This window comes from Nocardia sp. NBC_01329 (genome assembly GCF_035956715.1).
Classification (GTDB): Bacteria; Actinomycetota; Actinomycetes; order Mycobacteriales; family Mycobacteriaceae; genus Nocardia.
The window spans coordinates 139,666-164,501 of the sequence record NZ_CP108381.1; the positions used below are offsets into that span (position 1 = coordinate 139,666).

At 66.7% G+C, this 24,836-nt stretch carries 23 protein-coding genes; 10 read left to right on the forward strand and 13 right to left on the reverse strand.

The window, feature by feature from the left end; all coding sequences use genetic code 11:
• Positions 1 to 48: 48 nt before the first annotated feature.
• The 9 genes from OG405_RS00610 to OG405_RS00650 form a co-directional block, all read right to left on the reverse strand.
• Entirely contained in the window at positions 49 to 405 is a 357-nt protein-coding gene (locus tag OG405_RS00610) for a TerD family protein (protein WP_442790636.1), read from the reverse strand.
• A 111-nt stretch (positions 406 to 516) separates the two neighbouring features.
• Positions 517 to 999: a hypothetical protein gene (locus OG405_RS00615; RefSeq protein ID WP_327149689.1), complete on the reverse strand. Its 483-nt coding sequence runs from the start codon at positions 997 to 999 to the stop codon at positions 517 to 519.
• Between the two features lie 201 nt (positions 1,000 to 1,200).
• On the reverse strand, positions 1,201 to 1,659 hold the full coding sequence (locus tag OG405_RS00620; RefSeq protein WP_327149690.1) for a flavodoxin domain-containing protein: 459 nt from the start codon (positions 1,657 to 1,659) through the stop codon (positions 1,201 to 1,203).
• Between the two features lie 38 nt (positions 1,660 to 1,697).
• Entirely contained in the window at positions 1,698 to 3,101 is a 1,404-nt protein-coding gene (locus OG405_RS00625) for an MATE family efflux transporter (RefSeq protein WP_327149691.1), read from the reverse strand.
• Positions 3,098 to 4,234 carry a PLP-dependent cysteine synthase family protein gene (locus tag OG405_RS00630; RefSeq protein ID WP_327149692.1) on the reverse strand — a complete coding sequence of 379 codons (1,137 nt, stop codon included), beginning with the start codon at positions 4,232 to 4,234 and terminating at the stop codon, positions 3,098 to 3,100. The genes OG405_RS00625 and OG405_RS00630 overlap by 4 nt, the downstream gene beginning before the upstream one ends.
• A 56-nt stretch (positions 4,235 to 4,290) precedes the next feature.
• Entirely contained in the window at positions 4,291 to 5,673 is a 1,383-nt protein-coding gene (locus OG405_RS00635; RefSeq protein WP_327149693.1) for an alanine racemase, read from the reverse strand.
• Positions 5,664 to 6,674 carry an ornithine cyclodeaminase family protein gene (locus OG405_RS00640; RefSeq protein WP_327149694.1) on the reverse strand — a complete coding sequence of 337 codons (1,011 nt, stop codon included), beginning with the start codon at positions 6,672 to 6,674 and terminating at the stop codon, positions 5,664 to 5,666. Before OG405_RS00640 ends, OG405_RS00635 begins: the two co-directional genes overlap by 10 nt.
• Complete coding sequence (locus tag OG405_RS00645) at positions 6,646 to 7,806, reverse strand: TauD/TfdA family dioxygenase (protein WP_327149695.1); 1,161 nt, start codon at positions 7,804 to 7,806, stop codon at positions 6,646 to 6,648. Before OG405_RS00645 ends, OG405_RS00640 begins: the two co-directional genes overlap by 29 nt.
• 216 nt (positions 7,807 to 8,022) lie before the next feature.
• Complete coding sequence (locus OG405_RS00650; RefSeq protein WP_327149696.1) at positions 8,023 to 9,231, reverse strand: DUF7373 family lipoprotein; 1,209 nt, start codon at positions 9,229 to 9,231, stop codon at positions 8,023 to 8,025.
• Positions 9,232 to 9,375: 144 nt separating this feature from the next.
• Here OG405_RS00650 and OG405_RS00655 point away from each other — a divergent pair, with 144 nt between their 5' ends.
• Positions 9,376 to 10,905 (forward strand): FHA domain-containing protein, encoded by a 1,530-nt coding sequence (locus tag OG405_RS00655; protein WP_327149697.1) that lies wholly within the window; start codon positions 9,376 to 9,378, stop codon positions 10,903 to 10,905.
• Positions 10,906 to 10,939: 34 nt separating this feature from the next.
• Here the strand turns inward: OG405_RS00655 and OG405_RS00660 are convergent, their stop codons facing one another.
• Positions 10,940 to 12,373 (reverse strand): metallopeptidase, encoded by a 1,434-nt coding sequence (locus OG405_RS00660; protein WP_327149698.1) that lies wholly within the window; start codon positions 12,371 to 12,373, stop codon positions 10,940 to 10,942.
• Positions 12,374 to 12,486: 113 nt separating this feature from the next.
• Between OG405_RS00660 and OG405_RS00665 the strand changes: the two genes are divergently transcribed.
• From OG405_RS00665 to OG405_RS00705, 9 genes are all read left to right on the forward strand, one after another.
• The gene (locus OG405_RS00665) at positions 12,487 to 15,147 is read left to right on the forward strand and encodes an FHA domain-containing protein (RefSeq protein ID WP_327149699.1); all 2,661 of its coding nucleotides are present in this window, start codon (positions 12,487 to 12,489) and stop codon (positions 15,145 to 15,147) included.
• Between the two features lie 91 nt (positions 15,148 to 15,238).
• The gene (locus OG405_RS00670) at positions 15,239 to 17,020 is read left to right on the forward strand and encodes a hypothetical protein (protein ID WP_327152584.1); all 1,782 of its coding nucleotides are present in this window, start codon (positions 15,239 to 15,241) and stop codon (positions 17,018 to 17,020) included.
• Positions 17,021 to 17,171: 151 nt separating this feature from the next.
• A complete protein-coding gene (gene rplM / locus OG405_RS00675) occupies positions 17,172 to 17,615 on the forward strand; it encodes a 50S ribosomal protein L13 (protein WP_327149700.1) in 444 nt (147 codons plus the stop codon).
• Entirely contained in the window at positions 17,612 to 18,124 is a 513-nt protein-coding gene (gene rpsI / locus OG405_RS00680) for a 30S ribosomal protein S9 (RefSeq protein ID WP_442790637.1), read from the forward strand. The genes rplM and rpsI overlap by 4 nt, the downstream gene beginning before the upstream one ends.
• A 192-nt stretch (positions 18,125 to 18,316) precedes the next feature.
• Complete coding sequence (glmM, locus tag OG405_RS00685) at positions 18,317 to 19,702, forward strand: phosphoglucosamine mutase (protein ID WP_327149701.1); 1,386 nt, start codon at positions 18,317 to 18,319, stop codon at positions 19,700 to 19,702.
• Between the two features lie 138 nt (positions 19,703 to 19,840).
• Positions 19,841 to 20,032: a PspC domain-containing protein gene (locus OG405_RS00690; protein ID WP_030522246.1), complete on the forward strand. Its 192-nt coding sequence runs from the start codon at positions 19,841 to 19,843 to the stop codon at positions 20,030 to 20,032.
• Positions 20,033 to 20,354: 322 nt separating this feature from the next.
• Positions 20,355 to 20,672: a hypothetical protein gene (locus OG405_RS00695; protein ID WP_327149702.1), complete on the forward strand. Its 318-nt coding sequence runs from the start codon at positions 20,355 to 20,357 to the stop codon at positions 20,670 to 20,672.
• Positions 20,673 to 20,677: 5 nt separating this feature from the next.
• Positions 20,678 to 22,399, forward strand: coding sequence for a hypothetical protein (locus tag OG405_RS00700; RefSeq protein WP_327149703.1), 1,722 nt, complete (start codon positions 20,678 to 20,680; stop codon positions 22,397 to 22,399).
• A 19-nt stretch (positions 22,400 to 22,418) separates the two neighbouring features.
• Complete coding sequence (locus OG405_RS00705) at positions 22,419 to 22,823, forward strand: hypothetical protein (protein WP_327149704.1); 405 nt, start codon at positions 22,419 to 22,421, stop codon at positions 22,821 to 22,823.
• Positions 22,824 to 22,903: 80 nt separating this feature from the next.
• On the opposite strand, the gene OG405_RS00710 is transcribed toward OG405_RS00705, so the two are convergent.
• From OG405_RS00710 to OG405_RS00720, 3 genes are read right to left on the reverse strand one after another with little or no spacing between them, the layout of a single operon-like run.
• A complete protein-coding gene (locus OG405_RS00710) occupies positions 22,904 to 23,794 on the reverse strand; it encodes a hypothetical protein (RefSeq protein WP_327149705.1) in 891 nt (296 codons plus the stop codon).
• On the reverse strand, positions 23,791 to 24,129 hold the full coding sequence (locus OG405_RS00715) for a type VII secretion target (RefSeq protein WP_327149706.1): 339 nt from the start codon (positions 24,127 to 24,129) through the stop codon (positions 23,791 to 23,793). The genes OG405_RS00710 and OG405_RS00715 overlap by 4 nt, the downstream gene beginning before the upstream one ends.
• Before the next feature lie 3 nt (positions 24,130 to 24,132).
• Positions 24,133 to 24,792, reverse strand: a complete 660-nt coding sequence (locus OG405_RS00720) for a YbaB/EbfC family nucleoid-associated protein (RefSeq protein ID WP_327149707.1) — start codon at positions 24,790 to 24,792, stop codon at positions 24,133 to 24,135.
• Positions 24,793 to 24,836: the final 44 nt, after the last annotated feature.

The window sequence follows — 24,836 nt, forward strand, 5'->3', positions numbered from 1 at the left end:
GTTCTGGTGGTTACCCAGAAGACGCTAGAACCTGAACTTTTGTTTAGATCAAGCGAGTGAGACGCAGGTCACTCTCGCCGACCGTCGCCCGGTCAGACGGTGATACAGCTCGCCGAACACCATGGCGGTTTCGGAAGAAGCATCCTCGGACAGGTCGTAGCGGGCCAATTCGGCACCGGTGTGCTCGATGCTGCCCTCCGGTGACCGGAGATTGTTGTAGAAGACGAAATGCTGATCCGACAGGACCTTCGAGCTCGGACCGGTCGCCAGGGCGCTGGCATCGAGGTCGTAGTCGGCACCCACCGAGGTGCGCACATCCCAGCCGAGTCCGACAGCGATCTCGGTCAGATTGGGGGCTTGTTCGGACAGCGAGACATTGCCGCCCTTGGCCAGTGAGACACTCATGTTCACCTTCCCGAAGCGCCGAACACGCCCGACGACCGAGAGCGCCGGACGCCCGGCGAAAACAGATGAGGCGCCGCTGCGCCGGACGGGTCGAATGCCGGGCAGCCGGACTCAGAACTTCTCTTCGTTCTCCGCCCAGGACTTCAGCGTCGCCACCCGATGCTCCAGGGCGCGCAGTTCGCTGTCGTCGAGCACGGTGCGCTGAATACCCTGAGCGACCACGAAAGCCGACTGCCGGTGGTCGTCGATGACATCCACATCGAGACGGACCGCGACATAGTCGTCGGCGCCCGGCATCTCCTCGGCGATGACCTTGGCCGCGCCGCGCGCGCACAGCGCCACATCGCCGCCACCCAGAATGAGCAGGGCGACCTGCGGCCGCTCCCGCAGCCGAGCCAGTGAACCGCGATCGAACTTCAGACTGAGCAGGATCCGCCGGTCACCGGCACGCACCGGCCACGACACCGGAATGGCATGCGGCGCGGGATCTGTGGTGACCAGAACCGCGATCGTCTCCTGCGGCCACTGCGGCAGCGCTTCCAGCTCGGGATGGTCGGTTGCGGGATTTTCCGCAGGGCTGAGTCCGGCTGCCATATCGTCCCCTCCTGGATCGACGTGGTACCGCGGGGGTATGCCGTACCACGCACCAGTCTAGAGGTCGGCGCGGACACGCGCGGGGGAAGTACCGACCGCGACCTGCAACGGAACGCGCTGATACCGACCGGAATCGGTGAGATGCCGGGAAAGGGGTGGTGGGCGGTGGCCGTCCTCGACGGCTCACGATGTGCGCAGCCGTCAGGCGGGGGCCAGGGTGATGGACTCGAGGGGGAGGGTTCTGGACCATTCGCGGCCCATCGCGGCGGGCTTGATTTCGGTGGACGCGTCGTGGCGGGCGTGGTCGCCGAGCTGAACGCCACCGAGTGCGGTGAGCTTCGCGGCGGCGATCTCGCCGCCGCGATTGAAGGTGTTGTCGTACACCGAATCGCCCAGCCCGAACACCGCGAAACGTAGGGCCGTCAGGTCCGGTCGATGTGCCTCCAGCGCTTCGAAGAACGGTTCGGCGCCGGTGGGCAGATCGCCCTCGCCGTAGGTGGAGCACACGATGATATGGAAGATCTCCGGGTCGAGTTCGGTGATATCGAACTCGCTCATATCGAAGACGGTGATCTGGTGTTCGTTCAGCTCCTCGGCTACTGCCTCGGCAACTTTCTCCGCTGTGCCCATTTCCGAACCGAACAGGACGACGATCCGCACCGCGCCTCTCCTTCCGCTGAAACTTTGGAAAGGCAATCCTAACTTACGGCCTCCCGCTGGCGGGGCGCGAGCACCGCGTCCTGCTCGTCCAACAGGCTGAAGTATTTGCGCAGCATGAGGGCGGCGGTGGCGGCCAGGCCCGCGGTCAGCCCCCACCAGACTCCGGCCGCACCCATGCCTGCCGGATAGGCCAGCACCAGTGCCGTCGGCAGCCCGACGATCCAGTAGCCGACCACCGACAGCCGGAAACCCGCGTTGGTGGCCTGCAATCCGCGCAGCAGTCCGGTGCCGATGTTCTGGGCCGCGTCGAAGAACTGCAGCACGATACCGATCAGCAGTAGCGCCCGCGCAACCTCCAGGGTCGCGGCATCGGTGGGATCGAGGAACGGGCGCAGCACCAGGTCGGGGACGAAGGCGTAAGCCAGACCGGTGACCAGCGCAACCACCCCGGCGAACTGAAGTGCCAGCCAGGCCAGGCCCCGCGCGTGCGCGGTCTCGTCCCGGGCGACACTGTGGCTGACCAGGATCGAAGCGCCGTGTGAGATACCGATGGCAATCTGGAACACGATGTAGATCACCTGGTACACAACATTGTGGGCGGCCAGTGCCGCCGGTCCGAACGCACCCATGACCAGTGCGAGCACCGAGAACATCCCGGCCTCGGAACCGTAGGTCAGGGCGATGGGTGTACCCAGCCGCAGTTCGCCGCGAACGGTCGCCATCCGCACCGGCCACGGACAGACCGGCAGAGTAGGGCCCAGTTCCGGATCGCGACGCACCATCGTCCAGAACACGGCGAACATCAGCAGGAACACCAGCGAGGTCGCCGCCCCCACACCGGTCAACCCGAGCGCGGGCAGCCCGGCCCAGCCGTGGATCAGGGCCATGGCGAGCACGAGATTGACCGCGATCGAACCCAAGGTGACCGCGAGCAGCGCCTGCGGCCGCTGCATCCCCACGGTGTACTGGCGCAGCACCTGGAACCACAGGCAGGGCAACAGGCCCGGGGCCAGCGCCACCATCAGCGGCCGGGCATCGGCCAGGACACCGGCGTCCTGGCCGAGCCATTGCAGCGACCAGCCCAGGCCGATCAGTATCGCGCCGCCGAGCAGGCCGGCGACGGTGGCGATCAGGAAGCTCGACCGCACCACATCGCGGATCTCGGGGTCGGGATCGTCGCCGCGTTTCCCGGCGGCGCCCACCGCGGCGGCGATCTGGTTACCGCTACCGGTGATCAGTCCGACGCACATGGTGCGGATCTGGTTGAACAGCACCAAGGCGAGGCCGCCCGCGGCGACCGCGCGTACGCCGAGGCCGCCCATCAGGGCGATATTGGTGGTGGATACGGCGACCTGCGCTAGCTGGGTCAGCGCGATGGGGGTGGCCAGGGCGGCCAGCCGCCGGCCGTCTGGACGATATCGCGAGAGAGGTGTGCCGATCACCGGGCCCGCACCATAGTGTCCGATTCCTCCCTGTGTTCGTGATCGTCCGATCGGGTGACGCGGACGGCGGGGGTATTCCCGGTAACGGCATCGTTCAAAACGGCCGCCCCCACCGGCCGGCTTCCCCTACCCGCGGGTGCGTAGCGCGCCAGCATGGCGTGCACATCGCGTTCGGTCTCGGAATCGAGCAGTTCCCGGGCGGCCATCCAGTCGTCATCGAAGACGGTGTCGAGATATTTCTCGCCGCCGTCGCAGACGATGGTGACGATGGTGGACCCGGCCGGGAACTCCTCGAGCCGGGTCAGTGCGGCATGGACCGAACCACCCGCGGAACCGCCGAGCATCAGGCCCAGCCGATGCGATATCGCGCGGCAGGTGGCGAACGCGGCCCGATCCGTCACCTTGACTCCCTCGTCGAGCAGGTCGTAGTCCACGGCGGTCCCGATGGTGGCGCCCGGCGGGGTGCCGGTGCCGGACTGCCAGTACGGTCCACCCGGCCCGCCGAAGGCGATCGAACCGACCGGTTCGACCCCGATCACCCGCGGTACACAGCCCAGTTGCCGCAACCGGGTCGCGGTGCCGAACAGGGAACCACCGGTGCCGACCGCGGAAAGCAGAATATCGACGCGATCCACTTCGGCCAGTATTTCCTCGGCAACCGCGTAATAGCCCACGGCATTGGCGTCGTTGTTGTGTTGTTCGGTGAAGAACGCGTCGGGAAGCGCGGCCGCCATCGCGGCCGCGTGATCCTCCCGCGCCGAGGTCGCCAGCTCGTCGTCGCCGTCGGCGGCGACGAAAACCAGCTCCGCGCCCATTGCCCGCATCGCCCGCAGTTTGTCCTTACTCGCGTGATGGTCGACCACCGCGGTGAAACGATAGCCGCGTTCGGCGGCGACCACCGCGAGACCGAGCCCGGTATTTCCGGATGTGGATTCGATGATATGTCCGTCATCGCGCAGCAAACCCCGACGCTCCGCGTCGAGAACCATTTCTCGCGCCATCCGGATCTTGGCGGCGCCGGTCGGGTTGAACTGTTCGAGCTTGAGAAGTAATCGAGTACCGGACGGGGTCGCGGCCAATTCGAAGAGAGGGGTGCGGCCGATCAGGTCCGTGACACGGGTGACGAGGGACATGGCGGATCTCCTGGGCGTCGATTGCGGGCGGTGCGATGAGACCTGGACTGACGGTCTCACTGAAAGGATTGATCGAGGGCCCAGCGATACCGGCCACCCGGCGCTTCGGAGAGCACCACTTTCGGTGGAAGGGGCAATTCGTGAAAGGGCGATTCGTTGGAATCCATCTGATATCCGGCGGTATTCGGGTAGATCAGCAGATCGCCGGTTTCGGCTGCGCGGGGCAGCGGAATCCGGCGCCAGCTCAGCATGTCCGATTCGAGGCAGGTGGCGGCACCGACGACCGTTGCCGTCGGGGTTCCCGGCCCGTCCGGCCAGAGCACCGGATCGGGGAGGTATTCGCTGTCGAACCATTGTTCGGAGAGGCTCAGGCTGGAGCCGTCCACGGTCAGAATCCGGTAGGGCTGCCCGTGTTCGTGGCGGGTCTTTCCGCCCTGTACCCGGAAAACCGTGCTGCCCGCGCGGTCCAGCAGGGCGCGCCCCGGTTCGACCGCCAGCGTCGTATCCGTGCGGCGGAGGCGACCGGCGAGATCGTCACGTTCGAGAATCGCGGCCAGCATGGCCGGTCCGGGCTCGGGGAAGGAATACGGATAGTACGACTCGAATGCTTTGCCGGAGTGGAACCAGCGGCGGGTTACTTGCTGCTGGAATGCCGACCAATCGGCGGCGGGAACATAGTCGATACCGAAACCGCCGCCGATGGAAATCATGGTGGCCGGATGACCCATCGATCGCGCGGCACGGCAGCGGTCGATGAGTTGCCCGGCCATATCGGCGCGGAGTAGCGGGTCGTAGCCGGAGAGATGAAAGCTGAAGCCCTGTAGTGAGATCGACGAGTGATCAGTAGCTTCGGAAACTGCGTGATCCAGTTCCTCGGTCGACATTCCGAATCGACTGGCCGATGCGGCGGGCAGCACCCGGAGCAGCACGCTCGTCGGAATATCCAGTGCAGCCAGGCGTTTCAGCTCGCCGATACTGTCCACCGTGATCAGGCATCCGTGCCGGGCGGCCAGCCAGTGCAGATCGTCGGATTTCTCGGGCCCGGTGACCAGTAGGTCCGCTCCGCGAATTCCCTGGCTCAGCGCAGCGGTGAGTTCGCCGGTGCTCGATACGTCGATACCCGCCCCGGCGGTGGCACAGGCCCGCGCCACGCAGGCAGCCTTGTTGGCCTTCTTGCCGTAACAGACAGTGCCGGAGATGCGGGATTCGGTGAAAACCCGCTGGAAGGCGCGGATATTGTCGACAACCCGGGCCGGATACATCAGATGGAAAGGGCCCCCGACCGCGAAGGCGATATCGCCGAGCAGTTGCGGATCGGTGAGGACCTGTTGTTCCCAGTGGTCGCGATGAGCGGGCACCGGGGCGGCCACGGTCCCCTCGGATAGGCGGGAGGGGCTGGGGTCGGCCCCGGCGGGGGCATCGGCTCCGGTCAATCCCATAACGCTACCTCCGTGCCGCGGCCCTCGGCGATCGCGCGTTCGGCCAGCGCGTGGGCCACCGCGACATCGGTGAGCACCAGCCCGCTGTTGTAGACGAAGATCTTTTCCTCCGCCCGCCGCCGGCCCACGGCGCGCCGACTCAGGATCTGCGGTAGTTCCGCGTCCACCCGGCGCAGTTCACCGTTGTCGTCGGCCATATCGGTCCCGGTCAGTGTCATCTGCTCGGCGCTGGTGGCAACGACGCGATCGGCGTCGCGCAGGGTGGAGGGGGCGAGTCCATAACCCACCAGCACCACCACCGAACCCGATTTCAGATGCTCGGATTCGATAGCCACCTCGGTACCCGGGCCGGCGGTCGCGAGGACCACATCCGCCGTCCGTGCCGCGGCATACGGATCGTCGACGTTCTCCAGCAGCGCGTGTGGTGCGTAATCGGCGAGTTGCCGGTGTACCGACTCGATACCCTCGGGATGAGTGCCGTACAGCATCAGTTTGCGCAGTTGCGGATTGGCGGCCAGCAGATGCGGCAGTGCGTTGCGACCCTGAGTGCCGGTGCCGACGAGCAGCACGGTATCCGCATCTCGACGCAGCGTTTCACGTACCAGCAGCGCCGAGACCGCCGGCGTCCGCAACGCGCCCACCCGGGAGCAGTCCATCATGGCGATGGGCGCACCCGTGGTGTCGTCGTAGAGCGTGATGGTCGTGTAGTAGCGCTTGGTGGTGCGATCGTGCCCAGGGTCGAATTTGTACGACGTCTTCATCGCGACCACTCGCCGCCGGCCGTCGCGGCCCAACATCGCGTAGGCGACCGACCAGCCGTCCGGATTGGCGACACTGAGCTTGCGTGGGTTGTCGGAATCGCCTGCTGCCAGGGCGATATACGCTTCCTCCACCGCGCGGACCACCTCGGCCGGGGCCACTGGCACATCGGCGAGATCGCCGCGGCTCAGGACTCGCAGGGGGGTCGCTCGGTCACGTGTGCTCAACGGATCCTCGATCATCTACTGCACCGTTCCGCTCTGCTCGCGCCCGTTGCGCCGGTAGCGGCGCGAAGGGCGCGATGATCTGCTGACCGTATCCATTCTCCCCGGATTCGGCTGCGCGGCGAGGGCGTTCGGGAAGCCGTATGTTCACCCGTTTGAGCCAGCGGTCGGTGCCGTCGTAGCGCGCGGCGAACGGAACCCGGCCGTGAACTGCGACATCGTTGTCGACGAGGAGCAGCTCGCCGGGTTCGAGACAGGCCAGTACACAGACTCGTTCGAGTTCGTGCTCCAGCCGCAGGTACGCCGCGCGGTAGTCGGGACCGGCGTCGTCGAGCGGTGTGTAGGCGGGATCGAATCGTGTGGTGAGCGCCTCGGATACGCCTTCGTATCCGGGCTCGCACCACAGCGTGGGCACGGAGACGGCGGTATCGCGGTCGAATCCGGACCCGTAGGAGACGTCCGGCAGGATCGGTAGCGTGGGTGCGCGCAGCGTGTCCTGTTCCGCGGCTGTCAGTTCCACTCGGCGCACCGAGGAGATTGTGGTGCCGACGCGATCGGGGTTGCGCAGGCAGCCCAGCAACAGCAGGTTCGCTCGCTGCGGATGGAAAGCGTCTTCGGTATGTGGGCTGAGCAGGACGGTACTGCTGGCACCGGACTGCTCGAGTTCGTGTCCGGCGGCCGGCACGATGTTGTTGACCAGGCGCCCGTCCTGCTGGCCGGCCCAGCAGAATGGCTCACCGGCTGCCGCGGCGAGCAGCAGCATGGCGATATCCAGCTCGAACGAGCAGGTCGGCCGATCCGGCTCGGCGGTCCACGCGGTCGCGGTCTGCCAATCCGGCGGGGTGGGGCCGATCTCGTCGTCGCGCAGCGGCAGCCGCCGGAGCACGCATGCCCCCGCCGGGGTGGCCGGCGGGCGCACCGCCCGGTGGACCTCCGCCGGAAGTTCAGCGGAGCGAGCGCTGATCAGCTCGATCAGCGCGGGATCGGCGAGGGTGCGCGTGGTATCGCCCGGCGTGGGATCCAGTGTGAACGCGATCTCAGCGGCCAGTTCGCGCACCGCCCGTCCGGCGGTTTCGGGTAACTCACGGTGCTCGATATCTTCGATACTAGGTGGGTGAAACGTCTTACGTTCGGAGAGAACGCTTTTCACCAAAGTTTCCTTTCTCGGAAGCGTGGTTCGGAGTACCGGAGTGCGGAGACGGTGCGCAATCAGTGCGTTCGCGCGGCCGTGGCAAGGGTCCGTGATCAGACGCAGCACACGGTAAGGCTAGCCTGCCCTTGGCGCAAAATCGGCACGACGCGCCGAGCGGCGAGAGTGTCCGCGCCACAACGAATTCCGTCCGGCCACCGCTCGGCCGGGGCGGGATCAGAGACTGTTGGCGAGTAACGCGTACTGGGCCGCGGTCTTCTGCTCGACCTCGGATTCGTTATCGCTGGACACGACACCCACATACCGCTTGTACGGGACGAAGCACCGGAACCGGTACTGGTGCTGCGGATCGCCTTGCGCGTTGAGCCGCAGGCATTTCGCACCGGGAACACCCGCCACGGCGGGATACGGCTCGTAGGCCTCGCCCGTCGATTCGACGAGACCGTCCACCAGAATCGGCGCACCGGCCGGATCGCGCACACGGGCCACCGAACTGCCATCGGCATACGCGGTGCTCTCGAAACCCGATTCGTCGAGCAGGCGGGCGCGGGCGGGCTGGTCGTCGGCCGAATCGATCAGATAGTTCCGCCCGTAGACGGCGAACCTGTCGGGATCGGGAACCTGCCCCGCCCGATCGGCGACCACCACCCGGGACAGCATGTTCTCCGGATCGACCGGGAGATCCGCGATATCAGCGGTGGGAGTGGGCCGGAACCGGCCGAGCTGAGCGAGCTGGGCGGCGAGCGTCTTGTCCACCCAGGACACCAGATCTTTACTGTCGGCCTTCGGCCGCTGGACGAACAGCGAGATCACGAATTCGTCCTGGGCCAGGAACGCGCCGACACTGGCGACACCGGGCCGCCAGTGCACCAGCGCATCGGGATATTTCTCCGATCGCAGCCGCCGGTTATCGGGGGAGACACCGATATCGGCGTCCTCCAGTTCCTCGGCCGCCGCGGTGGCGGCCGCGGTGTCGGGGAAACGCAATGCCACCACAGTGATCGCGGTGGCGCCGGACTCCGGGCTGGTCTGGCCCTCCGGATCGTCGAGGTCGGCCCCGCTGGCCGCGTAACCGACCACCATCTTGCGGTTCTTCAGCACCGGCTCGGACACATTGGCCAGGAAGCCGATCGCGGCCGCCGGATCGGCGAGCACTTTGGAACCCCGGCCGAATTTCAGCGCGGGGTCGACCTGGTTGCTGGTTACTACAGCCTCCGACATGCGGATACCCTCCAGCATCGGCCCGTCGTCGTCGCCGTCGCTCGGATAGCTGAACTTGTCGACCGGGAAATCGCCGACTGCCAGGGAACGTACGTCGATTTCCCCCGGGACCGCCGTCCCCGCCAGCGAACCGCATCCGGACAGCGCGGCCGCTACGACAGCGATGACCGCGGTGACGGTGCTGACACGCGATATCCGAACCATGGGCCGGCCCCTCGTTCCGATCGAAACTGCGGTGTCGAAGTTACCCGACCGAGGGCGATATCGGGGAAGGGCACCGGGACTCTGTGCCATACCCTGGAGCGGTGGCAGGCGATCCGCAGCGCGACTCCGACGGAGGCTGATCCGGTGCGGGATCAGCAGGTCGAGGTCGTCACCGGCCCGCACGCGGCGGCCCGGGTCGCGAGTGCTGTGGTTCTGGTCGCCCATCGCGGCGCAGGCCGTCCCACCGAGGACACACCCGTGATGCGAGCGCTGGTGGCTCTGGCCGAGCTGGTACGCGAGGCCGCTGTGCGGCGGCCCGAAGGCCCCGGGGCGTTGATAGCCCGGGAAGCGACCAGGTGGCTCATGACGCAGGGGGACCGGACCGGCCCGGGAAGCTCGACGGATTTCGGTATTCTCTCCGCCGCGGGCCCCGGCCGTGTCGCGATCTTCCTGCACGGCGCTGTCACCGCGGTGCTCGACGGTATGGACAGCGAGTACTTCCACGGCCGGGACGCGATGTTCACCGTCGACCGTACGGCGGTGGCACCGGCTCGCGCGGTCGCGCTGTTCGTCGACGACACCTCCGTCGACGCGGACGGGGAATTCCGGCCCGTACTGCCGGCGACGCGCGGTATCGGCCGACTGGTGGACGGGATCGCCGAGGCCGCCGGGGTGATCGTCTGGACACCCGCCGGTCCGGACGCGACCGCGACATCGTCGGACACCTGGACCGGGAGCCGGATGATCCGGGCGGCGGCCCCCGAACCGGGACAGACCGCGGATACTGTCCGGCCGCCCCGGGATTCGCCGGACCGGCAGCCGGTACCGCCTCCGGACCCGGATGCTGTGGCCACGGCGATATCGACTCCGCTGCTGGATACGGTCGAACTCTCCGAGCGAGGCACCGTGGATGACCCCGCACCCACCGACGGGTCGCGGGGCGGCGGCGATACCGATCCACACCGGGCGCAGACCGCGATGAGCGGACGGCAGCCGGCACGCGGCGATACCGGACCGGAGGGCACGCCGGGCTCTCGGAAAGGCGATTCCGAGCCGCCCCGGCGTTCTCCCGCACATCCCACTCCGCGCCGGGATCTGCCGTACGCGGCACACGGTCCGGTGGAGCGCGGTACCCCGCCGTTGGACCCGGAGCTGCGCCGCCGGACCGAAGCGACCGCCAAGGGCAACGCGCTCACCATCAAGGTCATGGGATTCAAATGCGCGCGGGCTCATCCCACCGATCCGCGGGCGGCCTTCTGCAGTGTCTGCGGGATGCCGGTGGACCAGACCCAACCGCTGATCGAAGTGGTCCGGCCACCGCTGGGCATCCTGGTCCTCGACGACGGCGCGACCTATCTACTGGAGGGTGATTCCGTACTCGGCCGCGACCCGGAGAACTCCGAGCCCGCCCGGGGCGGGCTCACCCCGCTGCAGGTGGTGGACAATTCCGGCGGGATGTCACGCGCACACGCGGAATTGCGGCTGGTGAACTGGGATGTGACGCTGGTCGATCGGGGCTCCACCAACGGCACTCGCACCCGGGCCATGGGCTACCGCGACTGGGTCCGTATCCCGCCGCGCCGGCCCGTGGTACTGATCCCGGGGACCGAGATCCTGATCGGTCACCGGATGCTGCGGTACGAATCGGCCGCGCCGCCGCCGTTCGGCTTGTGAAGCGGCGCGCCTGTGTTCATTCGTACCGGGCCGTTCATTCGTACCGGGCGCTACAGGTGTCCTCACCGCCGAGAACCCCGGCGCGGAACGCGTCCACCCGTGAGAATCCGCTCGGTACCGTTTTTCCCTCGACATCACTGGCCGCCAGGCCGTCGGCCAGCAGACCCGAGACCGCTTCGTCCAGGTCGCCGGCCGCCAGCGTGATATCACCCTGCGCGCGACCGGTTTCCGCCAGCTTCCCGGTGGCCACCCCGGACAGGCAGGCGGCCCGCAGTCCGGTCTTCGCGCCCACCAGATCCTGGTCTCGGCTCTGCTGTACGGCCAAGGTATAGCGCGAGATGAACACCACGTACCCGTTGAAATCGCCGGTGACCTTCACCGGCAGCGGGACTTCCGCATCGTCGGTGGCAGTTCCGCGCTCGGCGAGCCCGTCGATATTGGTGGCGATGGTATTGCTCGCCGGACAATAGGTGACGGGTTCGGTGGCAACCGCGTCGCTGCACTCTATTTCCGCTCCGTCGTAGCGGTAGATCGGTTCCTTCGAGGTCGGCAGGATCACCGACAGGGCCTCGCTCAATTCGACCAGGCTCTTCTCGGTGATCTCGAACTCTCCGGACGCCCCCTCGAAACTTTGCGGCAGATCACCGCGGCGCTGCTCGATCTCGTCCATATCGATGCCCTTGCAGCCCTTGGCGCCGTCGGTGAAACCGATCTGGACGGCCGAGACCCGTTCGAAGGCCGAACCGTGCACACTCTCGGGATCGTCGGGATCGGAATCCCGGATCGCCACCGTGGCGGCCAGTACCGAGTTCAGGCCGTCGGAGGTGTTGATGGTGAAGTAATCCGATTTCCCTTCGGCCACCCAGCGCATGTACGCACCGGCGAAACAGTCGGCCTGCTGTTCCTTCACGATTACCGGATCGTCGCGGTCGACGATTTTCGCGTTGTTCTGGATCGCGTGCCCGTACTCGTGGGCGATCACCATCACCACCGACATCTGCCCGAAGGTCTCGGTCATGGTGGGCAGTAGCAGCGCCCGGTCCCAGCCGATGGAGTTGTCCAGCCGGCAGTAGGCCGCGTTCACCATGCGGTAGGTCGATTCGGTGCAGAACTCCACCGAATCGCGTCGCGAATCCCGGGCACTCCAGGAGATCAGTTTGTCCACCGGTTCGAACTCGCCTTCGAACTCGGCGTCGTAGTGGTCCTCCCAGTAGGCCTGGACGTCTGTGACGGCGTTCAGCGCCAGCGTATCGACATCGCCACCGTCGCCGTGCTCGGCGACCAGATCGGAGGTGGGTGCGTTCTCCCGTGGACCGCTGGGACCGCTCGTGGTCGGCAAGCCGGCGACCTGGAAGGGATTGTCGTAGATCGATACCGCGTGGCCGTCCACGAACCGGGTACATCCGGTCACCAGCAGTAGTGCGCACAGCGCCGAGACGACGACAGCAGAGGTCGTGAGTTTCGGCATGGATTCTCCCCCATTTCGGCCGGTTCGAGTGCTGAACGTCGCCTCCGGAGCGGAGCTGTCGCCCCCGCTCGAGGGCACCTCCGACGCCCGGGTAATGGAATAGTATCCGCTGCATGTCTGCACCGGGGGTGCGCACCATCACCGTGCGCCATGATGGAACCGAACGAGTCTTCGATTCGAATCAGCAGATCACGCTGGGCCGGGCGCCCGAGGTGACGCTGTTCGTCGACAGTCCGCTCGTATCACGGGTACACGCGATACTGGCCTGGCAGTCGGGGGCTTGGGTACTCACCGACAACGGCAGTACCAACGGGGTGTTCGTCGATGCGCGCCGAGTCGGCGGGCCCGTCCCGATCGACCGGCCCACCCAGGTCCGGCTCGGTGACGCGATCAGCGGTCCACTGCTCTGGCTCGTTCCCGCCGGAGTCCCTCAGCAGCCGCAACGCCCGCAGGCGCAGGCGCGGACACCCCAGTCGCAGCCGTTGCAACGACCCGCGGCGCCGCCGCGGCCGCAATCCGGTGCGCAACCGCAGGTGCCGCGGCACGGCCGGCGCGGACCCACGCCCGGCCGGCCACTACCCGCGCAACGTCCGGCGCCGCCGCAGCAGCCGTCGCACGGTGGTCGGCCCCCCCAGCCGCCGCAGGTGGCGCACGGTGTCCAGCCGCCGCAGGTGGCGCACGGTGTCCAGCCGCCGCAGGCGGCGACCGGTGTCCAGCCGCCGGTGGTACCGCCGCAGCCCGTCAATGTGAACATGACCGCCAAGGCGAGCGTGGCGGCCGTACCGCCGGTGCGCCATCGCGCCACCGAAGGGCCGATCGCCCGTGCCGACCGGATCCCGCCGGGAGGTCTGGCGATCGGGCGCACCTCGGACAATCAGATCGTCGTCAACGATCCGCTGGCCTCGCGTAAGCACGCCCGCCTGGTCGCCGGTGCCGACGGCCTCGCCCTCGAGGACCTGGGTTCGGCCAACGGAACATTCGTCAACGGCGTCCGGCAGCAGCGCACCGCACTGCGCGAACGCGACATCATCACCATCGGCAACATCGACTTCGAGGTGCAGCAGGGCACCCTGGTACATCGGCAACGGCCGGTCGCCGAACAGGGGCTGACCGTCCACGGAGTCGGATTCACCGTCGAGGGCAACAAACAGCTGCTCGTCGATGTGAACATGCAGGCCGCGCGCGGCACGCTGACCGCGTTGATCGGACCCTCCGGCGCCGGTAAGTCCACGTTGTCGAGGCTGATCGCGGGCAGTACGCAGCCCTCCGGCGGCGCGGTCAGCTTCGAAGGTCGTGATCTGCACGCCGAATACGAAGCGCTGCGTTCCCGGATCGGCATGGTCCCGCAGGACGATGTACTGCATCGTCAGCTCACCGTCCGGCAGGCTTTGGGTTTCGCCGCGGAACTCCGGTTGCCGCCGGACTCCTCCAGAGCGGACCGGCAGCAGGTCATCGACGGTGTCCTGCGCGAACTCTCACTCACCGAACATGCCGATACCAGGGTCGACCGGCTCTCGGGAGGCCAGCGCAAACGCGCGTCGGTGGCACTGGAACTGCTCACCGGCCCCGCCCTGCTGATCCTGGACGAACCGACATCCGGCCTGGACCCGGCATTGGACCGGCAGGTCATGATGATGCTGCGGGAACTGGCCGACGCCGGTCGCGTGGTCATCGTGGTCACCCACTCCGTGGCCTGCTTGGACATGTGCGATCAGGTGGTATTGCTGGCGCCCGGAGGGAAAACCGCCTACGCGGGCCACCCCGCGGGTGTGGAAGCCGCGCTGGGCACCAGCGATTGGGCCAAGATCTTCGCCGATGTGGCTGCCAACCCGGACGCCGCGTTCGCGCACTACCGATCCCGGCAGGCGGCGCTGCCGCCGGCACCGCCACCCGCCGCACGGCAGAGTGGCGGCGGGTCGCCTCCGCAATCCGGCGCCTGGAAACAGTTCTCCACCCTGGCCCGGCGGCAATTGCGATTGATCCTGGCCGACCGCGGCTACCTCTCCTTCCTGGTGCTGCTGCCGTTCGTGCTCGGTGGATTGTCGCTGGTGGTACCGGGACAGTACGGGTTCTCACCACCGCCGCTGACCCAGACCGACGACGGGTCCTTCATCCGCGTCGGCAGTTCCGAACCACAGCAGTTGCTGGTGGTACTGATCCTCGGCGCCTGCTTCATGGGGTCCACCCTCACCGTCCGGGATCTGGTCGGGGAGCGGACCATTTTCCTGCGGGAACGCGCGGTCGGACTGCGCTCCGGGGCGTACCTGACGGCGAAGATCGTCGTCTTCAGCGTGGCCGCGCTGCTGCAGTCGGGCGTGATGATCGGGTTCGTGCTGCTGGGCAAGAAACGGCCGGAGGAAGGGTCGGTACTGGCGATCGGTGGCGCGGAACTCTATCTGGATATCGCCGCCACGGCCGTCGCCTGCGTGGTGTTCGGGCTGTTGCTGTCCAGTCTGGCCAAATCCAGTGAACAGGTGATGCCGCTGCTGGTGGTGGCGATCATGGGACTGTTGGTGATGGCCGGGGGCCTGATCCCGGTGACCGACCGTGTGGTGCTGGAACAGGTCTCGTGGCTGTTCCCGTCGCGCTGGGGTTACGCCGCCGCGGCTTCGACGGTGGATATCCGCTCACTGTTCGTCCAATCTCAACAGGACGGGTTCTGGGAACACACGCGCAGTGCGTGGTTCCTGGATATCGGCCTGGTGGTGGCCATCACAGTGGTGCTCGGGCTCATCACCTGGACCCGTCTGCGGCTGAAGAAGTCCGCGAGATGAGACCACTGACCGGCCCGATCCAGTACCCGTCCCCCCGGTGGGTGGGGGCGGCGAGCGCGACGACCACACACCAGGCACACTGATGCCTGTGATGGTGCGAGTAGGGGCGGTACATCTCGGGTGGGATGTGGTGTCCGTGGCCGCGGGCGGATCCGGCGTCCCCATCCGCCCCGTGCAGGTCGAGGGAAGCTACAACCCCCCCGCCTATCTGCTGGCCGACGCCTCCGGCCGGCTCTACACCGCCGGTGCGGACCGCCAGCGGCCCGATCTCGGGATGGCGATCCCGGATGTGCGGGAAATCCTCGGGCATCCACAGATCGTGATAGCGGGGGCCACCTGGCCGGCCGAGCTGGTGTTCCGGGCGCGGCTCTACAACCCGCTGGCGGCGGTGGGGACCTATCTGCGGGGTAAACCGGATGTGGTCGCGCTGCCCTATCCGGACGACTGGCCGGACGAGAAGATCGACGCGTACGCCCAGCTGGTCGAACAACTCGACGTCGAGGTCGAGCCGATTCCGGAGTCCATCGCACTGTCCGGGTATGTTCGTGCGCTCGGTCTGGTCCGGCCGCCCGATCCCGCCTTGCCCGAGGGAGTCGGGGCCACCGCGGTCCATTTCGACGGGCACGTCGTGGACGGCCGCGCCAACGTGCTCGTCGTGGCCGTGCACGGGGATGACGAACGCCCCACCGAATCGGTGTACGTGCCGATCGATCCCGAATCGACCCGCGACCCCCGGGTCGCCGACGACACCGTGATCGAAGTGATGGCTGCCGCGCGGTCGATCGGCGCGGATAATTCGACGGTGCTGCTGGCCGGGCAAGTGGTGTTCAACGAAACCCTGCGGTTCGCGTTCCGTAACCATCTGGGGCAGCGGCTGAAGAAGGCCGAACATCCCATGCACGCACTGGTTCTCGGCGCCACCCATCTGCTGATCAGCGAGAACGAGGAGGAAGACGAGGACGACGGTCCGGCCCATTATCCGCAGCCCGGCCCGAACGCGCCGATGCCGCAGCCGGACCCCGGCGCCTCCGCGGCGAACTACGCGGTTCCCGGGCGGCCGGCGAGCGGCCCCGGGCCGAACGGCCCTGCTCCGGGACCGAACCCGCCGGGCTCGTATCGACCCGCGCCGGGACCTCACCCGCCGGTATCGAATATCGCGCCGCCGGGCCCACCGGGGCCCTCTCCCTACGGTCCGCCGGATCAGGACCCCACGGTGAAGGTCGAGCGTGGCGAGCTGCCGCCGCCCATAACGGGACCCCCGAGCCGGTTCACCCGGCCGCCGGATCCGGCGACCGGTAACCAGTCGGCGGTACCGCCGGGGTCCGGCCGGCCGGACCCCGGCCGCAACGGACCGGCTGCCGGTGACTCGCGGGCCGGTGCCGAGCCGGACGGCGACCGGGGCAAGGGCAAGCTCTGGAACAAGATGAAGGACAACCTGTTCGGCGCGCACGCCGTCATCGGGGTGGCCGCGCTCGCCGCCACCGCTTGGGGCGCGCAGGGAGCGGGCACCGCGCCGGCTTACCCGGAAACCGGGATCGCGCTCGCCGGGTGGGCTGCTCCCGGCTCCTCGATATCGACCGCGACGGTATCGACCGTGACCGCCGGGTGTGTGCCGATGCCGCGGGCGGCCATCGAACCGCACGGCCGGTCGGCCACCGGCGACGACGGGCCGGGTGATCCCGACCGCCCGCTCTACGCCCGTGTCCCCACCGCCCCGGGGCCGGGAGATTCGGTGCGAGGAGTGGCTCCGGAGCCCGGGTCCACCGAGAAACAGGACCGGGCCGAATGCGCGGAGCCCGGTATCGACACCCTCCGGTACCTGGTGCCCGGGCTGCCGGGTATCGCCGACCCGGGCCCACCGATCGATATCTGAGCAGCGTCCGGGCGGTTTCCGGATGTCGATACCCGGCTGGTATCGTGACCGGCTGGTGTGTGGAACGCCGAGGCCTGGGTCTCAACCGGCCGCCGGGAGTCCCTCGACCACACATCGGGCCGGCAGCATCGACGACAGACAGGGAAGCACTGTGCCTACGTACAGCCCGAAGGCGGGTGACGTCACCCGGCAGTGGTACGTCATCGACGCCACTGACGTAGTGCTCGGCCGTCTTGCCGTTCAAGCAGCGAATCTGCTGCGCGGTAAGCACAAGCCGACCTACGCACCGCATATGGATGGTGGCGATTTCGTCATCATCATCAATGCCGACAAGGTTGCCATCAGCGGCAACAAGCGGCAGGACAAGCTCATCCATCACCACTCCGGGCACCCCGGTGGCCTGAAGTCCCGCACTGTCGGCCAGGTGTTGGAAACCCGCCCCGACCGGCTGGTGGAGAAGGCCGTCAAGGGCATGATCCCCAAGAACAAACTCGGCAACGCGATCGCCGGCAAGCTGAAGGTGTACGCGGGCCCGAGCCATCCGCACACCGCTCAGCAGCCCGTTCCGTTCGAGATCAAGCAGGTGGCCCAGTGACCGCTCCCGAGGAATTCACCGAATACGACGAAGCGGTCGTCGAGGACGCCGCGGCCGAGGTGCTGGACGAAGGCGTCGTCTACGACGACGAGGCCGAGTTCGTCGAGTACGCGGTCCCGCTGGACCGCCCGGTACAGACCGTCGGCCGCCGTAAGGAAGCCGTGGTTCGCGTGCGCCTGGTGCCGGGTACCGGCAACTTCGTGCTCAACGGCCGTTCGATCGAGGACTACTTCCCCAACAAGGTGCACCAGCAGCTGGTGAAGTCGCCGCTGGTCACCGTCGAGCGTGTCGAATCCTTCGATGTGTTCGCCCGCCTGCACGGCGGTGGCCCCTCGGGTCAGGCCGGCGCGCTGCGCCTGGCCATCGCCCGGGCGCTGACCGTGGTCAACGCGGACGATCGTCCCGCGCTCAAGCGTGCCGGGTTCCTCACTCGTGACCCGCGTGCCACCGAGCGCAAGAAGTACGGCCTCAAGAAGGCACGTAAAGCGCCGCAGTACTCGAAGCGCTGATATCACCGATGTCGGCTGTCCGCCCGCCGCGTGCGGGTGGACGTGCCGGTGTCGGTTCCGAGAGCAGGCGACCGGCCCGGCCGGTCGCCTGCTCTCGTGCTATATCTACCGCGGTGTTCGTCGGCGGCTGTTCCGGGAACAGTCTCGGCAGGGATCGTCGCGCGCTGTGGATTCACTGACGAGGGGCAAGGTATGGGACATCTGTTCGGCACCGACGGCGTACGCGGGCTCGCCAACGATTCGTTGAGCCCGGAGCTGGCGTTACGGGTCGCCGGGGCGGCGGCGCAGGTACTGGGCGGGGACGTTGGCTCCGGTCACCGCAAGGTCGCGGTGCTCGGGCGGGATCCGCGCGCCAGCGGGGAGATGCTGGAAGCCGCGGTGACCGCGGGTCTGGCCGCCGCGGGAATGGATGTGTTACCGGTCGGCGTGCTGCCGACTCCGGCCGTCGCCTACCTGACCGGTCTGTACGACGCGAGTCTGGGTGTGATGATCTCCGCCTCGCACAATCCGATGCCGGACAACGGAATCAAGATCTTCGCGGCGGGCGGGCACAAGCTCGAGGACGCCGTCGAGGAACGTATCGAGGCGCGGGTTGCCGCCGGTGGGTTCGATCGTCCGACCGGGTCAGCGATCGGCCGGGTGCTCGGTGCCGCCGGAACGCCCCGGCCCGGTTCGGATCTGCTCGGACAGTTCAGTGTGGGCAATACCCATGAGCGCTATATCGAGCATCTGGTGGAGGTCACCGGTCAGGATCTGAGCGGGCTGACGGTCGTCGTGGACTGTGCGCACGGTGCCGCGTCCGAGGTCGGGCCCGCCGCCTACCGCGCGGCCGGTGCCCGGGTCATCGCGATCAACGCCGACCCCGACGGGCTCAATATCAACGCCGGATGTGGGTCGACCCATATCGAGCAGGTACAACAGGCTGTCCGGGAGCACGGGGCCGACCTGGGCCTGGCCCACGACGGCGATGCCGATCGCTGTCTGGCAGTGGACGCGGCGGGTGATGTCGTGGACGGTGACGCGATCATGGCGATCCTGGCCATCGGTATGCGGGAATCCGGGGCCCTGGTGGACGACACCCTCGTTGCGACGGTCATGAGCAATCTGGGACTCCATCTGGCGATGCGCGCCGCCGGAATCACCGTGCGCACCACCGGCGTCGGCGACCGGTATGTACTGGAAGAGTTACGTACCGGTGGTTACACGCTCGGGGGTGAGCAGTCCGGGCACGTCGTCTTCCCACGCCACGGCACCACCGGCGACGGTATCCTCACCGGTCTGCAGTTGATGGCTCGGATGGCGCGGACCGGAAAGCCGCTGGCCGAGCTGTCCGGAGTGATCGAGAAGGTGCCGCAGGTCCTGGTGAACGTCCCTGTCTCGGACAAGGCCGCCGTCACCGCCGACCCGGGAGTCCTCGACGCGGTCCGCGCCGCGGAGGCCCTGCTCGGTGACACCGGGCGAATCCTGCTGCGGCCCAGTGGAACCGAACAACTGGTCCGGGTGATGGTGGAAGCCACCGATCACGACCGAGCCCAGCAGCTCGCCGACGATCTCGCGAAACTGGTCGCGGCGGTCTGAACCGATCCGCGGCTCAGGGATCCACCCTGAGCCGCGGACCCCGGAAATCAGGGTGTGGGTCGGTAGCGCTACCGATGCGAGCGGCCGGTAGCGGTGCGGATAGTGGACGGTGTAGCAACCGCGATCGAAAGGACCGCCATGACCGCCCCCGCACGCCGTTTCACCCGCTCCACCGCCGATAAGTGGATCGGCGGAGTCTGCGGCGGTATCGCCGAATACTTCGGCTGGAGCTCCGGACTCGTCCGGCTGCTGTTCGTGGTGTCCTGTGTGCTGCCCGGCCCCCAGTTCCTCATTTATCTGGCGCTGTGGATATTCATGCCGAAACGCTGACATCGCCGGTCACCGGGCTCGGCGCGGCAACGGTGTAACCCTCTGCGCCCCATACTCATCAGCAGCCCCGTCCCCATCCGGGAACGGGGCTGCGCTGTACCGTCGACGATGGAAAGATGGACGGGAATCGTTCGTAATCGGCCAGTGGAGCTCAGGAGGATCTATGCCTACATCAGGAGAGTTCCCCCGGGGGGTAGCCCCGTATCCGGGTGCCGAATCGCGCGTGACGGAACCAATCGGACGACGGGCGCGTCGGAATCAGTGACAGCACAGCTCGGCCGAAGCGGGGAGGTCCCGCTCGGGGGCGGAGGGGAATCGGCGCATGAGTACGGGCGATCAACCGGTCGGGATGCAGCCCGACGCATTGGAGAAGATGGGTGCCGATTTCTGCACCAGCGCGGGGGTTATCAAGAGCCAGGCCACGAAAGTGGCCGACAACATCATAGGGAAGGCGCACGTCGGCGCTGCCTATGAGAGCGAGGGCGCGAAGATCGAGGCCGGCCTCCGGGAAGTGGAGTCGTGGCTGAACGATTGGGCCGAGGCCACGGAGCTGACCGGTGATGCCATCGGGCAGGATGTCGTCTCCATGTCCACTGTGGACAAGGAGAACTCCGACGGGACCCAGAAGGCGGCGAGCTGACTCCGATGGCGGAAATCGAAGAGTGCGTCGGGTATCCGCCGATCGGCGAGAGCTGGACTGTTTCCCAGCTTCTCGACGAAGGTTCGAAGTCTCTGCGTTATTTCGAAAAGTTCGAACCCCGCTATCTCCGGTGGGTTTCGAATCCCCCCGCGAACATTCTCGGATATAAAGATCTGCACACCCTTTTCTATGCGCAGAACGGGCTGGATGAGCAAAGATTTCGCGACTTTGCGGATGCTCTGGCCGATGTATTGAACAATGTGGATGTTCAGCACAACGTTCTGAATCAATATGCGCAGAACCTACCATCGATATGGTCGGGCCAGGGTGCGGCCAACGCAGCCGACATGATCGCGACACAGCTGTCGTTGTCGTCGGGTGATATCGACGCGGTGCGAAAGATCCACGAGCAGTTCGACATGGCCCCCGACGCCCTCCGCAAGGCCGTCAAAGGTAAAGCGGAGTTGGTACAGGGAATCTTGGAGGACATCTACCAGATCACTTACGACAAGAAGTCTCCGGAAGACGTCGATTCCATTATCTCGGCTGCGCAAGGTATCGGGTGGAGTACGAGTTCCGATGGTCATCTGCTGGGACGTATTCAGAATATATTTCCGGATCTTCCCGGTCCGGGGGAATATCTCCCCTATTCCACTCCTTGGGCCGGGACAGAAGATATCGAAGATCACTGCCGCGACTGGCTGAACAAATTCAAGAGCCACTACGAGACAAAGGTGACCGAGTTCGTTCGTACCTGCACGGAGGTGAACGACGGGGTGAAGACGCAATACGGCTCGCTCATCGACCTCCTGGGCACATTGTCGGAGACGCCGTACCCGTGTCCGCAGGGTATTGCGCCGACTCCGAGCACACCCGGCGGCGATACTCCGACGACCCAGGCGCCGTCCGGATCACCGTCCGGTACGCCGACGGGTACCGGTACGCCGAGCACCACCGACGTCCCCGGAACCGAGACCGAGGATCCCGAGAACGCCGATGACGAGGACAATCCGTTGTCGGCGTTGACGGATCTGGGTACACAGCTCGCCTCATCGGGCCTCGGGACTCAGCTCGCCACCGGGTTGAGTGAGCTGGTGAGCTCCGCGACCGAGCAGGTCTCGGGGGCTCTGGAGCAACTGCGCGCGGAAGCCGAACAGGAAACAGACCTCGACGGAGACGGGCAGCCGGACGAAGACAAAGATGGCGACGGGCAACCCGACGAATCTGCCGAAGGCGATCCGGCCGGCCCGGGTGAAGAACCCGGTAGGGATTCCGGGATCGAGCTGGACGGGAAAGAGTACAAGCTCGAACTCGGGCCCGATGGCAGGCTTCAACTGGTGGTGACCGGCGAGGACGGACAACCGCAGCAGTACAGGGTAGAGATCGGGCCCGACGGAAAGCCGGCCATCGTCGCCGAAACACCCGAAGGCGAGCAGGGCTCGGGGACCGATGATTCGAACACCGGAGACCAACAGAATTCCGGTCAACCGTCCGGTGCGCCGGGTATGCCCGCCGGACGGAGGTCCGAGGATGGTGAACACCACCCGCAGGACTATCCGGCACCCGCCGAGGGCGAAAACGTCCAACCGGAAGGCGGTGTCGCACCGGAAGACGATGTCGCACCGGAAGACGATGTCGCCGCCGCGCCACCTGAAAGTGCGCAGCCTCCGCCCCCCGCTGTGCCGGTCGATACCGGTGCGCAACTGGCCGAGGCGGGACCGCTGTGATCCGAGGAGGACCGACCCGATGAGTTTCCGGGATATCGATGAGATAGCCGAGACCGTCTACCGGCGGAGCGCAGCCAGACTCGACGAATTGCGCGCCGCGAATCAGCGGATCTCAGCGGAGAATCGGGCGTTGGTCGAACAGTCGGCTCAGCGTATTCGGCGGACGCTTCAGCAAGCCGAAGCGCGCGAACGCCAGGCCGAAGAGGTGCAATCGCCGCACCGGGAAGAACCGTGGCCGGCTCAGGAGCAACAGTCCGGAATGCTCCGGCCCGCCCACAGGACGCAATCAGAGGAACTGCGGCAACAGCAGGAAGCGGTTGCTCGTGCGGCCGCCGCTCGTCAGAGCCGGAATGTCGTCACCCCCATCGACGACGACGGAGACGAAGAGGGCGAGTATTACCGGCGTAACAGCTGGCTCGTCTGATCCGGCCCGGGCAGCCGAAGTTCACCCTGGAACTGCGGCGGTGAACGCGGTCGGCACGAAGGCGAGCAGTACCGGCCCGGCTACGTTGCCGCCGCGGGCTGCTCGCCCTCGTTGTTCAGGGAGTTCCACCAGGACTCGATAAGAGGCCGCAAGTTTTGGAGGACTTTGGTGAGTGGCTCGCGATACGTGCCGAAACTGTAGATCACGTCCTTGAGCTTCTTCAGGTAGTTCATGGTGTCCAGGCTGCTCTTTGCGAGCTTCGCCAGGAACGAGGCGATGACGTGTCCCGCCGCGGCGCCTGCGGTAACCGCGAGCTCGATGGTGTATCCGATGGCCGCGCCGAGCAGAGCCGCGATGATATCGCGCACCAGATCTCGGACGATGGCAATGACTTTCGACGCCAACTCCATCTGCTTGCTGAGCGAAGCGGCTGCGGCCGCAGCGGTGTCGATCCCGATGAGGACTTCTTCGGTATGACTGCGGTACGCATCGCCCGCACTACCGGACCAAGTGCTGATGTCCTTCTCTATGGTGCTCAGCCAGTTGTTCTTCATCGTGGAGAGTTCGTTCGAAATCTCCTGCCACGATCGCATATACCCCTCCACGATCGTGGGGTTGCCGGACAGCTCCTCGTACGCTTGCCGGAGCGGCTCGATATGCTCCAACATCCATTTGGCGATCTGGGTACCCGCGAAACCGAACGGATCCTTGACCGCGTCGGCAACGGACGCCGACAGACCGGCTGCACCGAAGACCGCCGCACCGTAGTCGGCGTTTCGCAGGTTTCCGTAGATATCCCACGCGTCGCCCGCGGCAGTGCCTTTGAGTACACCCAGACCGCCCGTCTTCTGGTCTCCTTCGAGCCCGACATTGGACAGCCAGGAGACATCCTCCTGGAAGTACGTATTGCTGTGATGGGAACTGTTGTCGATGAGCTCGTTGGCGGGCGGCGCCGCGTCGTCGAAGCTCATCGGGGTTCTCCGATCGTTGCCTGCAGTCCCTGCAGCGTCGTGGCGAACGATCCGTCCGCGTCTTCGAAGGATGTCGCCGTCGCCTTCAGTTTCTCCGGCACCTGGGCGGCACGCTCACCGGCGGCGCGGATGAGCTCGACGATCGATTGATGGTTGTCCTCGAAGAGCCAAGCCATCAGTGGCTGTAGCCAGGCGCCGTATCCATCGTCTGCCGATGCGAGATAGTTCGCGGCCTCGAGGCTTTTGTCCAGGCTGCCCATGAGGGCCTGGACATTGCCCGCGTGATTTCGCACTTCCTCGGGATCGACCGAGACGCTGTCAGGATTATCGGTCATCGCTCACTCCAACCACGATTTCCGGCGGTAGTACTCATCCTCTTCGTCGGGTTCGTCCGGAGTGACGACCTGATCGCGGTCGGGCTTGCGCGGCGCCGGAGGTGGTGCGGAGCCCCCTGTGGGTGGCGTCGGACGATGCTGGGAGGAAGTCGGGTCGGCGGCCTGCTGAGCGAACGCGGAGCCCCATGTGGGTGGCGTCGGACGATGCCGAGGGGAAGTCGGGTCGGCGGCCGGCGGCGGCGGACGGTCGGCTTGCGGCGGACCGGAGTTCTGCGCCGACGCCGCACCGGTCTCCGGCTCCGGGAAGCGCCGATCGAAGCCGTCGACGAGTGCGGCACCAGCGGGATCTGCGCCGACGATATCCTGCACCAGTCCGGCCACGCCCGGCCGAAGCTTTCCTTGCGCTCGCCGCATACACGTCAGGATCTCGGCGGACAGCACACGTGAATCCATCTCCCGCACACTCGGTGCCAGATCGATCGCTGTCGGAACCCCGCTACTGTCCACGGTGACGCTGACTCGTCCGCCGGCCCCGGATTCGGTCGCCGTCAGAGCCGTCATCCGTTGCTGTAACTCGGCGAACTGCTGAGCTCTCCGCTCCGCATCGGCGGCCATGCGCGCGAAACCTGCTATCGCGCCGTCCAGATCCATCTCGGCGGCCATCGACAACTTCCCCCTCACAGAACGTTCCAGCTTGCCCGACCCGG

Bases quoted from the DNA above. Each gene is read 5' to 3' on its own strand.
- OG405_RS00610 (WP_442790636.1), bottom strand. From the start codon at position 405: ATGAGTGTCTCACTGGCCAAGGGCGGCAATGTCTCGCTGTCCGAACAA.
- OG405_RS00615 (WP_327149689.1), bottom strand. From the start codon at position 999: ATGGCAGCCGGACTCAGCCCTGCGGAAAATCCCGCAACCGACCATCCC.
- OG405_RS00630 (WP_327149692.1), bottom strand. From the start codon at position 4,234: ATGTCCCTCGTCACCCGTGTCACGGACCTGATCGGCCGCACCCCTCTC.
- OG405_RS00635 (WP_327149693.1), bottom strand. From the start codon at position 5,673: ATGGGATTGACCGGAGCCGATGCCCCCGCCGGGGCCGACCCCAGCCCC.
- OG405_RS00640 (WP_327149694.1), bottom strand. From the start codon at position 6,674: ATGATCGAGGATCCGTTGAGCACACGTGACCGAGCGACCCCCCTGCGA.
- OG405_RS00650 (WP_327149696.1), bottom strand. From the start codon at position 9,231: ATGGTTCGGATATCGCGTGTCAGCACCGTCACCGCGGTCATCGCTGTC.
- OG405_RS00660 (WP_327149698.1), bottom strand. From the start codon at position 12,373: ATGCCGAAACTCACGACCTCTGCTGTCGTCGTCTCGGCGCTGTGCGCA.
- OG405_RS00665 (WP_327149699.1), top strand. From the start codon at position 12,487: ATGTCTGCACCGGGGGTGCGCACCATCACCGTGCGCCATGATGGAACC.
- OG405_RS00670 (WP_327152584.1), top strand. From the start codon at position 15,239: ATGGTGCGAGTAGGGGCGGTACATCTCGGGTGGGATGTGGTGTCCGTG.
- glmM (WP_327149701.1), top strand. From the start codon at position 18,317: ATGGGACATCTGTTCGGCACCGACGGCGTACGCGGGCTCGCCAACGAT.
- OG405_RS00690 (WP_030522246.1), top strand. From the start codon at position 19,841: ATGACCGCCCCCGCACGCCGTTTCACCCGCTCCACCGCCGATAAGTGG.
- OG405_RS00695 (WP_327149702.1), top strand. From the start codon at position 20,355: ATGAGTACGGGCGATCAACCGGTCGGGATGCAGCCCGACGCATTGGAG.
- OG405_RS00700 (WP_327149703.1), top strand. From the start codon at position 20,678: ATGGCGGAAATCGAAGAGTGCGTCGGGTATCCGCCGATCGGCGAGAGC.
- OG405_RS00705 (WP_327149704.1), top strand. From the start codon at position 22,419: ATGAGTTTCCGGGATATCGATGAGATAGCCGAGACCGTCTACCGGCGG.
- OG405_RS00710 (WP_327149705.1), bottom strand. From the start codon at position 23,794: ATGAGCTTCGACGACGCGGCGCCGCCCGCCAACGAGCTCATCGACAAC.
- OG405_RS00715 (WP_327149706.1), bottom strand. From the start codon at position 24,129: ATGACCGATAATCCTGACAGCGTCTCGGTCGATCCCGAGGAAGTGCGA.
- OG405_RS00720 (WP_327149707.1), bottom strand. From the start codon at position 24,792: ATGGCCGCCGAGATGGATCTGGACGGCGCGATAGCAGGTTTCGCGCGC.